General features: G+C 63.0%; 15 protein-coding genes. 14 read left to right on the forward strand and 1 reads right to left on the reverse strand.

Translation table 11 applies throughout. The features are described from left to right. The first annotated feature begins 9 nt into the window (after positions 1-9). The 11 genes from atpA to DDD64_RS02510 all read left to right on the forward strand — a co-directional run bounded on the left by atpA (position 10) and on the right by DDD64_RS02510 (position 8,355). Complete coding sequence (gene atpA, locus DDD64_RS02460; protein ID WP_126134869.1) at positions 10-1,635, forward strand: F0F1 ATP synthase subunit alpha; 1,626 nt, start codon at positions 10-12, stop codon at positions 1,633-1,635. 3 nt (positions 1,636-1,638) lie between these two features. Next, complete coding sequence (locus DDD64_RS02465; RefSeq protein ID WP_126134870.1) at positions 1,639-2,571, forward strand: F0F1 ATP synthase subunit gamma; 933 nt, start codon at positions 1,639-1,641, stop codon at positions 2,569-2,571. A gap of 29 nt (positions 2,572-2,600) precedes the next feature. Next, complete coding sequence (atpD, locus tag DDD64_RS02470) at positions 2,601-4,061, forward strand: F0F1 ATP synthase subunit beta (protein ID WP_016441725.1); 1,461 nt, start codon at positions 2,601-2,603, stop codon at positions 4,059-4,061. Beyond that, positions 4,061-4,336, forward strand: coding sequence for a F0F1 ATP synthase subunit delta/epsilon (locus DDD64_RS02475; RefSeq protein ID WP_126134871.1), 276 nt, complete (start codon positions 4,061-4,063; stop codon positions 4,334-4,336). The genes atpD and DDD64_RS02475 overlap by 1 nt, the downstream gene beginning before the upstream one ends. 13 nt (positions 4,337-4,349) lie before the next feature. Continuing rightward, a complete protein-coding gene (locus DDD64_RS02480) occupies positions 4,350-4,739 on the forward strand; it encodes a DUF2550 family protein (RefSeq protein WP_026429109.1) in 390 nt (129 codons plus the stop codon). Next, the gene (gene nucS / locus DDD64_RS02485; protein WP_126134872.1) at positions 4,740-5,435 is read left to right on the forward strand and encodes an endonuclease NucS; all 696 of its coding nucleotides are present in this window, start codon (positions 4,740-4,742) and stop codon (positions 5,433-5,435) included. A 9-nt stretch (positions 5,436-5,444) separates the two neighbouring features. Beyond that, positions 5,445-6,605, forward strand: a complete 1,161-nt coding sequence (locus DDD64_RS02490; protein ID WP_126134873.1) for an N-acetylglucosamine-6-phosphate deacetylase — start codon at positions 5,445-5,447, stop codon at positions 6,603-6,605. Between the two features lie 66 nt (positions 6,606-6,671). Continuing rightward, a complete protein-coding gene (locus tag DDD64_RS02495) occupies positions 6,672-6,956 on the forward strand; it encodes an Rv1322 family protein (protein WP_126134874.1) in 285 nt (94 codons plus the stop codon). 47 nt (positions 6,957-7,003) lie between these two features. Next, entirely contained in the window at positions 7,004-7,264 is a 261-nt protein-coding gene (locus DDD64_RS02500; RefSeq protein ID WP_126134875.1) for a type II toxin-antitoxin system Phd/YefM family antitoxin, read from the forward strand. Beyond that, positions 7,265-7,516, forward strand: a complete 252-nt coding sequence (locus tag DDD64_RS02505) for a type II toxin-antitoxin system RelE family toxin (protein WP_126134876.1) — start codon at positions 7,265-7,267, stop codon at positions 7,514-7,516. A gap of 62 nt (positions 7,517-7,578) precedes the next feature. After that, positions 7,579-8,355 carry an alpha/beta fold hydrolase gene (locus tag DDD64_RS02510; protein WP_126134877.1) on the forward strand — a complete coding sequence of 259 codons (777 nt, stop codon included), beginning with the start codon at positions 7,579-7,581 and terminating at the stop codon, positions 8,353-8,355. 157 nt (positions 8,356-8,512) lie between these two features. Here DDD64_RS02510 and DDD64_RS02515 read toward each other — a convergent pair whose 3' ends face one another. Beyond that, on the reverse strand, positions 8,513-9,838 hold the full coding sequence (locus DDD64_RS02515) for a cell division protein DivIVA (protein ID WP_241227345.1): 1,326 nt from the start codon (positions 9,836-9,838) through the stop codon (positions 8,513-8,515). A gap of 300 nt (positions 9,839-10,138) precedes the next feature. Between DDD64_RS02515 and DDD64_RS02520 the strand changes: the two genes are divergently transcribed. The 3 genes from DDD64_RS02520 to DDD64_RS02530 are packed head-to-tail and all read left to right on the forward strand — an operon-like array spanning position 10,139 to position 13,293. Further along, the gene (locus DDD64_RS02520; protein ID WP_126134878.1) at positions 10,139-11,386 is read left to right on the forward strand and encodes a hypothetical protein; all 1,248 of its coding nucleotides are present in this window, start codon (positions 10,139-10,141) and stop codon (positions 11,384-11,386) included. Beyond that, a complete protein-coding gene (locus DDD64_RS02525; protein WP_126134879.1) occupies positions 11,379-12,404 on the forward strand; it encodes a DUF8094 domain-containing protein in 1,026 nt (341 codons plus the stop codon). The genes DDD64_RS02520 and DDD64_RS02525 overlap by 8 nt, the downstream gene beginning before the upstream one ends. A gap of 1 nt (position 12,405) precedes the next feature. After that, positions 12,406-13,293: a tetratricopeptide repeat protein gene (locus tag DDD64_RS02530; protein WP_126134880.1), complete on the forward strand. Its 888-nt coding sequence runs from the start codon at positions 12,406-12,408 to the stop codon at positions 13,291-13,293. The last annotated feature ends 8 nt before the right edge of the window (positions 13,294-13,301 follow it).

The raw sequence follows: 13,301 nt of genomic DNA on the forward strand, positions 1-13,301 counted from the left end.
GGAAAAAGAATGGCTGATCTGACAATCCAGCCCGAAGAGATTCGGGCAGCGCTCGATAACTTCGTGCGTAGCTACACGCCGGAGCAGTCCGAGAGTGAGCAAGTTGGTCACGTCACCATGACGGCGGACGGCATCGCCCGCGTGGCCGGCCTGCCCGGTGCGATGGCCAATGAACTTCTCGTTTTTGAGGATGGCACCCGCGGACTGGCGATGAACCTGGAAGAGCGGGAAATCGGCGTTGTGGTTCTCGGTGACTTCTCCAATATTGAAGAAGGCCAGGAAGTGCGCCGCAGCGGTGAGGTGCTCTCCGTCCCGGTGGGCGACGGATACCTCGGCCGCACGGTGGATCCGCTCGGTAAGCCGATTGACGGCCTGGGTGAAATTGAGAATCTCAGCGGCCGGCGTGCCCTGGAGCTGCAGGCTCCCGGCGTGATGATGCGTAAGTCGGTGCACGAACCGCTAGAAACCGGTATCAAGGCTATTGACTCGATGACCCCGATTGGGCGCGGCCAGCGCCAGCTCATCATCGGGGATCGGCAGACGGGTAAAACTGCCCTCGCGATTGACACCATCCTCAACCAGCGCAAGAACTGGGAAACCGGGGATCCCTCCAAGCAGGTGCGCTGCATTTACGTGGCCATCGGCCAGAAGGGCTCCACCATCGCTTCGGTGCGCGGTACCCTGGCCCGTTACGGCGCGCTGGAGTACACCACCATCGTGGCCTCCCCGGCATCCGATCCGGCGGGCTTTAAGTACCTGGCCCCCTACACCGGTTCGGCTATCGGCCAGCACTGGATGTACGAAGGTAAGCACGTGCTTATCGTCTTTGACGATCTTTCTAAGCAGGCGGAAGCCTACCGAGCCGTGTCCTTGCTGCTGCGCCGCCCGCCGGGGCGTGAAGCCTACCCGGGCGACGTTTTCTACCTGCATTCGCGCCTGCTGGAACGCTGCGCCAAGCTCTCCGATGAACTGGGTGGAGGTTCCATGACCGGCCTTCCGATTGTGGAAACCAAGGCGAATGACGTCTCGGCCTATATTCCGACCAACGTTATTTCCATTACCGACGGTCAGATCTTCTTGCAGTCCGACCTCTTCAACTCCAATCAGCGCCCGGCCGTGGACGTGGGTATCTCGGTGTCCCGCGTGGGCGGCGATGCGCAGATCAAGGCGATGAAGAAGGTTGCCGGTACCCTGAAGATCACCCTGGCCCAGTACCGCTCCCAGGCGGCCTTCGCGATGTTTGCCTCGGATCTTGATCCGGCCACCCGCCAGCAGCTCACCCGCGGTGAGCGCCTCATGGAGCTGCTCAAACAACCGCAGTACACCCCGTACCCCATTGAGGAACAGGTGGTTTCGGTCTGGGCCGGCTCGAAGGGCTATCTCGATGATGTCCCGGTGGAGAAGGTGCACGATTGGGAAGCTCGCATGCTCGACTACGTGCGGCACAACTCCTCGGTGCTGGAAACCATCGCGACTACCGGTGAGATGGATAAGGATCTCGAAGCCGAACTCGAAGCCACGGTGAGTGCCTTCACGGAGTCCTACCGCACCGCCGAAAACCTGCCCGCGGGTGGGGAAGAGGATGTCCCGGCCGAACAGGCCCGTGAAACTCTCGCGCGGCCGACGAAGGGTTAATCGATGGCCGGCGAACAGAGGATTTACAAGAGCAAAATTCGTGCGACGAGCACCTTGCAGAAGGTGTTCCGCGCGATGGAGCTCATTGCGGCCTCGCGTATCGGCTCGGCGCGCCGGGAGGCGCAGGAACTGGACCCCTACGCGCGGGCGGTAACCCGCGCGCTCGGGCTGGTGGGGCGCCACGACTTTGACGCCCAGCACCCGCTGATGCGCGAGCGTACCGATACCAATCGGGTAGCGGTACTCGTGGTGACTTCCGACCGCGGCATGGCGGGAGCCTATTCGGCCAACGTACTGCGCGAAGCGGAACGCACCGTGGAGAATCTGCGTGCCGAAGGTAAGGATCCGGTGCTCTACGTGACCGGTCGGCGCGGCCTGCAGTACTTCAAGTTCCGCGGCGTGAATATCGCTGGGGAGTGGAGCGGCACCTCGGATAAACCCGATCCGGAGCAATCCGATGAAATCGCGCGCACCCTCCTCGAGGCTTTCACCGCCGCGCCGGAAGAAGGCGGCGTTGCCGAAGTCCACGTGGTCTACACCCGTTTCCAATCGATGGTGAGCCAGGTGGTGCAGGTGCGCCACATGCTTCCGCTCGCCATTGTGGACTACGGGGAAGGCGATCTGGAGGATACCGGATCGGAATTCTCGGGCGGCGGCACGGAAGAAACCGAACCGCTCTACGATTTCGAACCCTCAGCGCACGACGTTTTCGAAGCGCTCGTGCCCATGTATGTTCGCAAACGTATCTCCTCGATTCTTCTCATGGCTGCGGCCTCCGAACTCGCTTCGCGCCAGCAGGCGATGCACGCGGCTACCGATAACGCTGCTGAACTTATTGAGAAGTACACCCGGCTCGCCAATAACGCGCGCCAGGCTGAGATCACCACCGAGATCACTGAAATCGTCTCCGGTGCCGATGCACTAAGTAACGGATAACGCGCTTCGTAACGGATAAGGAACACACTATGACTGCACAACTAGAGGAGCAGACCGCGGACCTGGCCACAACCGGCCGGATTACGCAGGTCATTGGCGCCGTCGTCGACGTCGAATTTCCGTCCGACGCGCTTCCCGATATCAATAACGCCCTGAAAACCACGGCCACCCTCCCCGCCGGTGACGGAAGCGTCATCGAGCAGGAGATGGTCTTGGAAGTGGCTCAGCACCTGGGTGATAACGTGGTGCGCACCATCGCGATGAAGCCGACTGACGGCCTGGTGCGCGGCGCCGTCGTTATCGATACCGGTGCCCCCATCACCGTTCCGGTCGGTGACGTGACCCGCGGGCACGTTTTCAACGTCGTGGGCGAACCGCTTAACGTTTCCCCCGATGAGATCGAGGTGAAGGAACGCTGGTCGATTCACCGCCAGGCTCCCGCCTTCGACGAACTCGAGCCGGAAACCCAAATGTTCCAGACCGGCCTCAAGGTCATCGACCTGCTCACCCCTTACGTGCAGGGTGGCAAGATCGGCCTCTTCGGTGGCGCGGGCGTGGGTAAAACGGTCCTCATCCAGGAAATGATTCAGCGCGTGGCTCTCGACCACGATGGCGTTTCCGTATTCGCCGGGGTGGGTGAACGTACCCGCGAGGGTAACGACCTCATCCACGAAATGGACGAAGCCGGGGTGCTCGATAAGACGGCCCTCGTTTTCGGCCAGATGGACGAGCCGCCGGGGGTGCGCCTGCGCATCGCCCTGTCCGGCTTGACGATGGCGGAGTACTTCCGCGACGTCGCCAACCAGGACGTGCTGCTCTTTATCGATAACATCTTCCGCTTCACCCAGGCCGGCTCGGAAGTATCCACCCTGCTCGGGCGTATGCCTTCCGCGGTGGGTTACCAGCCCACCCTGGCCGATGAAATGGGTGCGCTCCAGGAGCGTATTACCTCCACGCGTGGGCATTCCATTACCTCGCTGCAGGCCATTTACGTTCCGGCGGACGATTACACCGACCCGGCGCCGGCAACCACCTTCGCTCACTTGGATGCGACCACCGAGCTCTCGCGTGATATTGCATCCATGGGTATTTACCCGGCGGTGGATCCCCTCGCCTCGACCTCGCGTATTCTGGATCCGCAGATCGTGGGCCAGCAGCACTACGAAGTCGCGACCCGCGTCAAGGCGATCCTCCAGAAGAACCGCGAACTTCAGGACATCATTTCCATCCTCGGTGTGGATGAACTCTCCGAAGAAGACCGCTTGACCGTTGCCCGCGCGCGCCGGATCCAGCAGTTCCTCTCGCAGAATATGTACACCGCGGTGAAGTTCACCGGCGTGGAAGGCTCCACCGTTCCGGTTGCGGAAACTGTGGAAGCGTTCCGCCGTATTTGCGACGGCGAATACGACCACGTCCCCGAGCAGGCCTTCTTCAATATTGGCGGCATCGAGGATCTGGAACGCAAGTACCACGAACTGCGGAGCGAATAATGCTGGACGTTGAGATCGTTTCCCAGCGGGAGCTGGCGTGGCGCGGTAACGCCGAATCGGTGACCGCGCCCGGCACCGAAGGCTCGGTGGGTATCCTCACGGACCACACCCCGCTCGTCGCCCTCCTCACGGAAGGCAATGTCGAGGTGCGCGGCTGCGAGGACGGACGCGATCGCAGCTTCACGATGTCCGGCTCCGGCTTCCTCACGGTGACCGCTAACCAGGTTATCGTGGTGGCCGATTCGGTCACCGAGCAGTCGGTTAGCGGGCAGTAGGCGGAGAGCGCGAATGAGCTGGCAAAGCGTAGCACTGATCGTCGTGCTGGTTCTCCTCGCGCTCCTCATCTACTTCCTGGCGCGGGTGCGGTACCTCTTCAACCAGTGGGGGTCCTCCCAGGCGGCGGTACGCCGGCAGCACCGCTGGCATACCGGCGTGGTGTTTTTCCGCACCGATGCGCTGGAATGGTTTAGGGTCGCCTCCCTATCCTGGCGCCCGGCGCTGCGCCTCGACCGGCGTTCCCTGAGCATCAACCTGGTTAAAGTCCGTGACGATATCGCCACCGCCCGCGTGGGGGATGCTCATACAGAAATTGATATGGCCATGAGCTGCCAAGCGCATACCGCGCTGGTGGCGTGGGCGGATTCGGCCCCGCCCCGGGGAGATTGGGTGTTGTTCTAGATGCGCGTTGTTTTTGCTACCTGTTCGGTGGATTATTCCGGACGCCTGGACGCGCATCTCGAACCGGCCACTCGGCTCCTCATGGTCAAGGCGGATGGCTCGGTGCTGGTTCATGCAGATACCGGCTCCTACAAGCCCCTCAACTGGATGATGGGCCCAACCCTCTTCACCGAAGAAGAACCGAGCGCGGCCGAGCGCGAGGCGGGCGTGCGCACCATCTGGAACGTGGAGCACAAGAAAACCGATGACCGGCTGGTTATTCGGATCTACGAGGTCTTTTCTGATTACGAGCAAGACCTCGGGGTGGATCCCGGACTCGTCAAGGACGGGGTGGAAGCGCACCTGCAAAAACTGCTGGCCGAACAGGTGGAACGCATCGCCCCGCAGGCCAGCTTGGTGCGCCGGGAGTATCCCACCGCCATCGGTCCGGTCGATCTGATGGTGCGCGACGGCGAGGGTGGCTATATCGCCGTCGAAATTAAACGCCGCGGCGAAATCGACGGGGTCGAACAGCTCACCCGCTACCTCGACCTCTTGCGCCGCGATCCCCTCCTCACCCCGCTGCGCGGTATTTTCGCAGCCCAGGAAATCAAACCTCAGGCCCGTGTGCTGGCCGAAGACCGCGGCATTGACTGTATGATCTTGAATTACGACGATATGCGTGGCATAGACCACCCGGAGGATCGACTGTTTTAGGACGGGATAATGGGGTTCTTATACGGCCGGGCAGCGTTGCCCGGCGGCGTACGCGAATGTGAAATCGCGTGGGACAAGGGAGTTCTCACGCGGGTAGATACGGTATCGAGCGATGTGACGGCAGAGCTCCCGGAGGGGTGGCTCATCCTCCCCGGGCTCGTTGATGAACACTGCCACGGCGGGGGAGGGGCTTCCTTCCCGGATGCGAAAGATAGCGCGGAAGTGGCGCAGGCGGCCGGGGAACACCTGGCGCACGGGACCACTTCGATAGCCGCGGCTCTCACCACCCTGAGCGTGGAGCGCATGGAGGCCGGGGCAAGTTTGCTGGCCGATGCGGTCGAGGATGGGACCCTGGCCGCCATTCTTATTGAGGGGCCTTTCCTTTCTAGCGAGCGAGCGGGGGCGCAAAACCCCGCCTATTTGGAAACCCCGAGCGTGGAGATCGCCAACCGGCTCCTCACCGCTGCCCGCGGGCATGCCTGGGGCATGACGCTCGCCCCCGAGCTATCGGGGGCGAGCGAGGTGGTGGACCTGCTGCTTGAGCACGGTGTGGTGCCCACCTGGGGGCATACCCACGCGGAGGCCGGCCCGGCGCGGGAGCTCCAGGAGCGGGCGATGGCGGGCGGAGCAACCCCGGTGGCCACCCACCTCTTTAATGCCATGCGCGAATTGCGCCACCGTGCGCCCGGTCCGGTAGCCGAGTATTTGGCTGCCGCGCGGCGCGGCAGCTGCGTCGTCGAACTTATTGGAGACGGCGTGCATATTAGCTCCGAGCTGGTGCGCAACGTGGTCGAAATCGTGGGCCCGGAAAATATCGCGCTCATCACCGATGCCATGGCGGCTGCCGGTATGGCGGATGGTACCTACGAGCTGGGCGGGCTGCGGGTGCACGTGACCGACGGGCAGGCGCGGCTGCGCGGGGGCAATCTCGCGGGCGGCACCTCGCATCTTCTCGATATTGTGCGCACCGTGGTCGGCGCAGGAGTCGATATGAACGACGCCGTTACCATGGCGAGCGCCACCCCGGCCCGCGTGATGGGCTTGACCGATCGCGGCTCCCTCGAGGTGGGCAAACGTGCGGATCTGCTGGTTGTGGATGAGGAGCTGCGCCCGCGGCGGGTCTACCGAGCCGGGCAGTTGGTTGCGCAGGACGGCAAGCTGGTTGCATAGCCGGGAGACTGCGGCGTCGTACGCGATGCTAGTGGACTCTGCGCGCTCAGGGGCTACCATGGAAGAATGCGCCGGTCGAAAAAGTACTCCCGTCCCGTTCGCCCGCTGAATATCAGCGCGGCGATGGGTGGGCTCACCTATGAAAACGGCCGCGATGGCGCCACATATAAAGTGCGGCGCATCGCCAGCGCCGCGAAGGATTATGTGTGCCCCGGTTGCGGTGGGATGATCCGGGTTGGCGAAAGCAATATCGTTGCCTGGACGGAGGACACCATCTGGGGTGCCCAGTACGGGGTGGATTCGCGCCGCCACTGGCATCCGGGTTGCTGGCAGCACCGCGGTCGCGCCTAGACTACAACTAATTGTGTACGGTGTGTACACAATGTAAAGTATGTGATATGACTATTGCAGAAAATCAGGTTAGTACTAGGGAATTACGTGAAGAACTCTCCTATGTGCTCGGGGAAACGCTTCATGCCGGTAGGAGATTCACCGTTACTCGCAACGGCAAACCCGCTGCTGCCATTGTCACGATTGATGATCTTCACGCCTTAGAAGAATTCGAGATGGCTCAGGATATCGCTGCCTATGAGCATGCCAAGCGTACTGATGACGGTGTGCGCATTACCCTGGAAGATTTCAAGGCCAGTCTCGATTAAATGTATCGCGTTATTCTGTCAAATTTAGCCGGTAGGCAGCTTCGCAAGTTAGAAAAGCCGATTCGGGACCGAATCCTTGGGGAAATAGAAAAGCTTGCGGTCCAGCCTCGTCCGGTAGGGGTAAAGAAACTAACGAATTATCCCGCCTGGCGTATTCGTGTGGGTAACTATCGTGTCATCTATGAAATAGAAGACGATAAGCTCCTCGTTACGGTTTTGCGTGCTGCGCACCGACGCGAAGTGTATGCCTGATAACTAGTCGCCAGGGTCGCCGTACCCGGGGTAAGTTCCGGTAGCGGCGTTACAATCGAGTTATGAAACTTGCCACACATATTCACGAAGGTGCGGGTATTCCGCTTGTTCTGCTCCACGCTATGCCGATGACGTCCCGGATGTGGGAGGGCGTGCGCGCTGAGCTTTCGGATCTGCACACGATTGCTATTGATGCCCCCGGTTTCGGGGACTCGCCTTCCGGTAGTGAGGTCGACGACGCCGCGGGCGCCACCACGCCACACATCAATTCCTACCTGGCTGCCCTCGAAGAAACCCTGGCCGACTATGACTCCATCGTGCTCGCCGGAATTTCCATGGGCGCGACCGTCACGGCCGCTTATGCCCTGCGCCACCCCGAGCAGATTGCCGGGCTCGCGCTGCTGGACGGTTCGATTCTGGGGCCGGAGCCCTCGCCTTCCCCGCGGGAAAAAGCCATTGAGAAGCTTGCCTCGGGGCAGAGCTGGGATGTGCTGGCCGGCTGGGTGGATACTATGCTCAGCTCGGCGGCCAGCCCGGAGCTTAAAGAGAAGGTTGCCGCCTATTTCAAGACGGTAGATGCCGGAGCTTTCTCCTGGTTGCAACAAATGATGCTCACCCGCCCGGGTACCCGCGGTGTTATGGAGCTGGATGTTCCTATCCTGCTGCTGCGCGGGGTGGATGACCCGAATGCCAAGCACGAAGAATTTGCCCAGCTGCATGAGGTACGCCCCGATCAGCCTTTCGTGGAACTCGAGGGTGCCAGCCACTTCTCCGCGGTGGAAAAGCCGCACGAAGTCGCTACCGCGCTGCGCGAGCTCTACGAGACTGCTACTCGTTAGCGACCACCATCGCGAGACTCGGGAATCACACCGCTCTCAAGAATCACATGAGTATCGGCGGGGGCAGGAGGTGTTTTTAGAGGTGTAGTGCGTATGTCGTACATTCGAAGTACACCCCGGAAAAACACCCCTGCCCCCGTCGGCTCGTGAGGAGACACTACCGGTTGTCGGTAGCGTCCCAGTTGCTTTCGCCGGCCGCGTCGGATTCTGACGCATCGGACTTTGCCGCATCGGATTCTGCAGCTGCGGGAGACTGATTGCCAGTTCCTGAAGCCTCGGCGCCAGCCTCACCAGCCTCACTAGTTTGACCAGCTTCCCCAGCTTCAGCCGCTTCCGCAGCGGTGCGCTCCTCGGCGCTGCCCACGATTTCATCCAGGGCCAGCGGGATATTCGAGGTGGCCAGCATCGTGCGCATATCCTCCAGGTAGGAGGTCAGGGTACGGCGCTGTTCTTCCAGGCCGGCCACGTGGGCATCGGCCTGGCGTTGTGATTCTTCGGCGGCGTCGCGTGCTTCGCGGCGCATCCGCTCGGCATCTTCCCGCGCCGCGCTCACCAGTTCCCGGGCTTCGGTCTGGGCGGCGCTCAGCGCCGCACTCGCCTCAGCTTCCGAGGAGGATGTCAGGGCATTAGCCCGCTTCGTGGCTTCCGCCAGGCGGCGTTCCGCACTGGCGGCCCGAGCCTCGGCGTCGTCGACAAACTTCGCCATGGCCGTACGCGATTCTTCATCGGAACGTGCGCGGGCCGCGGCCGAATCCGCTCGCAATTGCGCAACCTCACGTTCGGCCTCCGCGCGGATTTTCGCGACCTCGGCCTCCGCCTCGCTGCGCAAACGCGCCACCTCAGTTTCAGCCTCGGTGCGCAATTGCGTGACCTCTTCCTCGGCCCGGGTGCGCGCCTGCGCCAATTCCTGGGCGAGAGCCGCGCGGCGCTCCTCTTCTTCGTGGGTGAGCCGGGTGGACTGCTCGGCCTCATCGTGGCGCATTTTCGCCTCCAAACGCTCGGCTTCCCGCTGGGCCGAGGTCACCAGCTCCTCGGCCGTGCGCCGCGAGGTCGTGGTCAATTCAGTGGCTTCCGCCTCGGCACGCTGGCGCACCTGAGCTGCCTCGGTACGCGAGGTATCCAACGTTTCCTGCGCTTCTTTTTCCGCCGCGGAGGTGAGATTTTCCGCCTGCGAACGCGCCCGGGAGACCAGTAGTTCCGCATCGGAATTCGCCCGGCTCATCACGTCCATCGCTTGCTGTTCCGCCCCGCGCAACAGCCGCTCCACCCGGGTGCCCAAACCCGAATAGGACGGGCGTTCATCTTCGCGCAAACGGCTGTGCAATTCGGTGAGCTCACCGGACATACGCAAAACCTGCGCATCCAAACCCGCTACTCGCGACCGAGCTTCGGCGAGCGCATCAGCCAGTTGGTGAATGCGTTCATCGACCTGAGCTTTGTCGTAACCCCTGCGTACTGTTGGAAACAGTTCTAAATCCGCCATAACAACCTTTCCGCGCGCTGCTGGATAGAAATTGCTGCCCTAAGCCTACCGGTCAGCGCACCCGGTGGGGGTAGCGCTGGGCATGTGGTGAACGCTGTGGAGCTCACCACCATCGGCCGGAACGGAGTTTTATAACGGTTAGATAACGGTTAGGCTTTTCTCTAAGCCTAAAAGCGCGGCCGTGCGCCGAAAAATTCCGCCACCGAGCAGGTCACGCGGTAGCTTTAACGTAGGAAACTGTCGTCGATGGTCTTTCGCCGGTGCGGTTGTACCGGGCCGCAAGCCGGAGTGAGAAGGGGAATGATGAAGAAGAACGGAGGAGTCGGTCTCGCGCTCGCGGGCTTGGCGATCCTGGTGGTGGGCATTTTGCTCGGCACCGTGTGGAAGCCAGCCTCCAGCGTCTCCGCCACCGTGGCGCCGGATGGGAAAGGCGTGCTCGTCACCGCCCCCGGCGTCCTGGATATGGGCGGGACCGATGTGGAGGTAGCTGTCTCCGGCCCGGCGCAGGACACCATTTCCGTGGGCGCCGGCTTTTCCGGTGACGTGCTCGCGTACGCGGAAGGCGTACCCGGCGCCACTATTACCGGCATGAACGACGACGCCGCACTGACGCTGACCCCCTCTCAGGGGGAGGCGGACCCGGGCCAGGTTCTCGCCTCGGATATGTGGTTCTCCAAGGAAGAAGGCAAGGGGAAGGTGGAATTCACCTACACCGTGACCTCCCCGGGCGCGGAATCCCTCATTATGCAGACCTCCTCCGGGGCACTCCCGCAAGTGGAACTCACCTGGGCGCTGCCGGGTGGGCGGAATTGGTCCCTGCCCGTGAGCCTGCTCGGGCTGATTGTGGGGCTCAGCGGGGTGGCCCTGCTCATGACCGCCACCAAGAACCAGCGCAGCTTCGCCGCGAAGGTGCGGGCCGGGCAGGATGAGCGCGTATCGCGTGCCAAGCGGGCCGCGGATGAAACGACCATTATGCCGGCCGTACCGGCGGCGGTGGGCGAAGCCGGTGGTGCGGGTGGCACGGGCGGGGCGGTTCAGCCCGTAAGTGACTGCGCCGCGGGTGACCGGGTCGCGGTAACCGGGGGAGCGCTGGGCGCGGGCATCCTGATGGAAAGCCCGCGCGCGCAGGAGCTGCGCGAACGCCCCCTCGATCCGGCTGACCGCATCGAGCTGATCGCTCCGGAAGAAGGCGTTTCGGAAGAAACACCCGCCGACGAACCAGCAACCGAGGAATCGGCGGTAGACGAACCCGCGGCAGCGGAACCGGCAGCCGCGCTCCCGGGCCCGGATGAGGAACCCGGCTACCGCGGCTCGCGCGCCGAATGGCAGGCCGCGGCAGATTCTGGAATCCTCCCCGTTATCCACATGAAGGACGGGGTACCGGTCAAACCTGCCGAACTTGGCGATGCGGACCGCCCGGAAAACTCCGGTGACAACAGTAGCGATAGCGATATCGCCGCGGAATCCGATCCGCAAAGCTGGTGGAATATCTGGGGGCAAAAGCGGCCCAAACAGAACGACGACGAGGAAGGAACGACCCATGCGTAAGGCCCTGGCCACCCTCGCGGCACTGGCATTACTGGGCGGATGCTCGGCAAACGCCGTCGTCCTGGAACCCACCCCGGCTCCGGCAAGCCCGCGTGCCGCGCTCTCCGATAAACACTTCACCGAGCGGGTCGCCCCCGCGATTTTCGAGCAGCTCACCAAGGCCGACGCCGCCGCCAGCCCCGAGGAATTCAGCGGGCGCGGTTCCGGCCCCTTTAGCGTGGAGCGTAGCGCCCACTACGCGCTCAAACGCATTCTGGCCGATAGTTACGATATGCCCGAACTGTCCACCACCATTGATTCGGTGGCAATTTCCGGGGCGGAAGGTTTCCCGCGCAGCGCGCTCGCGGTGGTGAAATGGCCGGCGAATACCACCTCCCAGGGCCTTAACGTATTCACCCAGGGCGCGGCCCGGGAAAATTGGGCGCTGTGGGCCGCCATGGATATTCTTCCCGGCAGTGTGATTCCGGAAATTCCCGCAGGCCCGGCAGGTGCGCAGCGCGTGGCCGCGGATAACGGCGAAGGAGCGGTGGCCTCTCCGCAAGCCGCCCATGACGGCTACCTCGGTACCCTCAACGCCAAGGGAAGCGCCCTCAGTTACGGCTCGGATGCCGATCCGGCCGCCGCGGACGCGGTGCGCACCCAGCTGTCGCAGACCTATGATTCTTTGGCCGGCGCGGTGCAGGGCGTGGGCGCGGTGAGCCAGGCATTCGGCCCGGCCCAAACCACCCCGGAAAGTTTCCGCGCCAGCGATGGCGGCATCCTCACCGTTTTCCAAGTCAACCAGGCCCTCGAAATCCGCCACACCGCCCAGGGCGGTTCCATTAAGGTCACGGATGCGAAAATTGCCGGGCTGGCCACCGGCCAGGCCAATACCGAGGTGACGGTCCAGGGGACCATGCGCCTCAACTATTCCTTCACGGTGGCCCTGAAAATCCCGGCGGCAGGCGCCCAGAACACAACGATCACCACGGTAGCGGCATCGAAACCGGTGCTCACCTCGGTGCAGAACGGAGGCTAATATGGCAGATATGTCCATGCGCGGCCCGGTCGATTTAGCGGCCCTGGCAGCGGCGAAGAAGCAGGAAAACGCGGCGCCGGTGCCCGGCGCATACCTCACCACCCTCACCGCTGCCGGTCTCAACGCCGAAGTGCAGCTATCCGCGCAGGTTCCGGTTATCGTGCTTTTCGTGGCCGACGGCGAGGCCGGCGAGCTGGGCACCACCCTGGAAAGCGAAGCGCGCCGGCGTCATGGCCAGATCCGCATCGCGGTGGTCAACGCCAGCACCGAAGCGGAACTCGTCCAGGCTTTCGGAGTACGGACCATCCCCATGGGTATCGCGCTCGTCGGCGGCCAACCCGTTCCGCTTTTCCAGGGGGAACCCACCACGGCGCAGCTCACGGAACTCGTTAACCAACTTTTGGCTGCGGCCAACCGGGCCGGCGTGGCCGGCCGCGTGAGCGGGAAAGCCGATGAAGCGGGTGAAACACCTGTCAACCCCCACCATCTAGCAGCGCTCGAAGCCCTGGATAGGGGAGATCTGGACGCCGCGGAATCCGAATTTGACGCGCTCGCGGCAGAAGATCCGGATAGTGACGTGGCTCAGGTGGGCCGCGCTCAGGTGCGTTTGCTGCGTTCCACCCGCGGGCAGGACCCGCAAGCCGTTATGGCCGCGGCGGATGCCGGTGGGCCGGGCGATGCGGCGGCGCAGATCGCCGCTGCCGATATCGAGGTAGCTGCCGGCCGTCCCGATCTGGGATTCGCCCGGCTTATCACCGCCATCAAGGTCACCAGCGCTGAGGCGCGCGAAGAATTGCGCACCCACCTGCTGGAACTCTTCACCGCGGTGGGAGCGGATACCGAAGTTGTGCGCAAGGCCCGCCGTGACCTTGCCTCCGCGCTTTTCTAAGGAGAGGG

This window comes from Actinotignum sanguinis (assembly GCF_003957255.1).
GTDB classification, from domain to species: domain Bacteria; phylum Actinomycetota; class Actinomycetes; order Actinomycetales; family Actinomycetaceae; genus Actinotignum; species Actinotignum sanguinis.

What these genes read in the sequence shown, in the direction of transcription:
- DDD64_RS02480 (WP_026429109.1), top strand. Translation starts at nt 4,350, where the DNA reads ATGAGCTGGCAAAGCGTAGCACTGATCGTCGTGCTGGTTCTCCTCGCG.
- DDD64_RS02500 (WP_126134875.1), top strand. Translation starts at nt 7,004, where the DNA reads ATGACTATTGCAGAAAATCAGGTTAGTACTAGGGAATTACGTGAAGAA.
- DDD64_RS02475 (WP_126134871.1), top strand. Translation starts at nt 4,061, where the DNA reads ATGCTGGACGTTGAGATCGTTTCCCAGCGGGAGCTGGCGTGGCGCGGT.
- DDD64_RS02530 (WP_126134880.1), top strand. Translation starts at nt 12,406, where the DNA reads ATGGCAGATATGTCCATGCGCGGCCCGGTCGATTTAGCGGCCCTGGCA.
- nucS (WP_126134872.1), top strand. Translation starts at nt 4,740, where the DNA reads ATGCGCGTTGTTTTTGCTACCTGTTCGGTGGATTATTCCGGACGCCTG.
- DDD64_RS02520 (WP_126134878.1), top strand. Translation starts at nt 10,139, where the DNA reads ATGATGAAGAAGAACGGAGGAGTCGGTCTCGCGCTCGCGGGCTTGGCG.
- DDD64_RS02510 (WP_126134877.1), top strand. Translation starts at nt 7,579, where the DNA reads ATGAAACTTGCCACACATATTCACGAAGGTGCGGGTATTCCGCTTGTT.
- DDD64_RS02525 (WP_126134879.1), top strand. Translation starts at nt 11,379, where the DNA reads ATGCGTAAGGCCCTGGCCACCCTCGCGGCACTGGCATTACTGGGCGGA.
- DDD64_RS02505 (WP_126134876.1), top strand. Translation starts at nt 7,265, where the DNA reads ATGTATCGCGTTATTCTGTCAAATTTAGCCGGTAGGCAGCTTCGCAAG.
- DDD64_RS02490 (WP_126134873.1), top strand. Translation starts at nt 5,445, where the DNA reads ATGGGGTTCTTATACGGCCGGGCAGCGTTGCCCGGCGGCGTACGCGAA.
- atpD (WP_016441725.1), top strand. Translation starts at nt 2,601, where the DNA reads ATGACTGCACAACTAGAGGAGCAGACCGCGGACCTGGCCACAACCGGC.
- atpA (WP_126134869.1), top strand. Translation starts at nt 10, where the DNA reads ATGGCTGATCTGACAATCCAGCCCGAAGAGATTCGGGCAGCGCTCGAT.
- DDD64_RS02495 (WP_126134874.1), top strand. Translation starts at nt 6,672, where the DNA reads ATGCGCCGGTCGAAAAAGTACTCCCGTCCCGTTCGCCCGCTGAATATC.
- DDD64_RS02465 (WP_126134870.1), top strand. Translation starts at nt 1,639, where the DNA reads ATGGCCGGCGAACAGAGGATTTACAAGAGCAAAATTCGTGCGACGAGC.
- DDD64_RS02515 (WP_241227345.1), bottom strand. Translation starts at nt 9,838, where the DNA reads ATGGCGGATTTAGAACTGTTTCCAACAGTACGCAGGGGTTACGACAAA.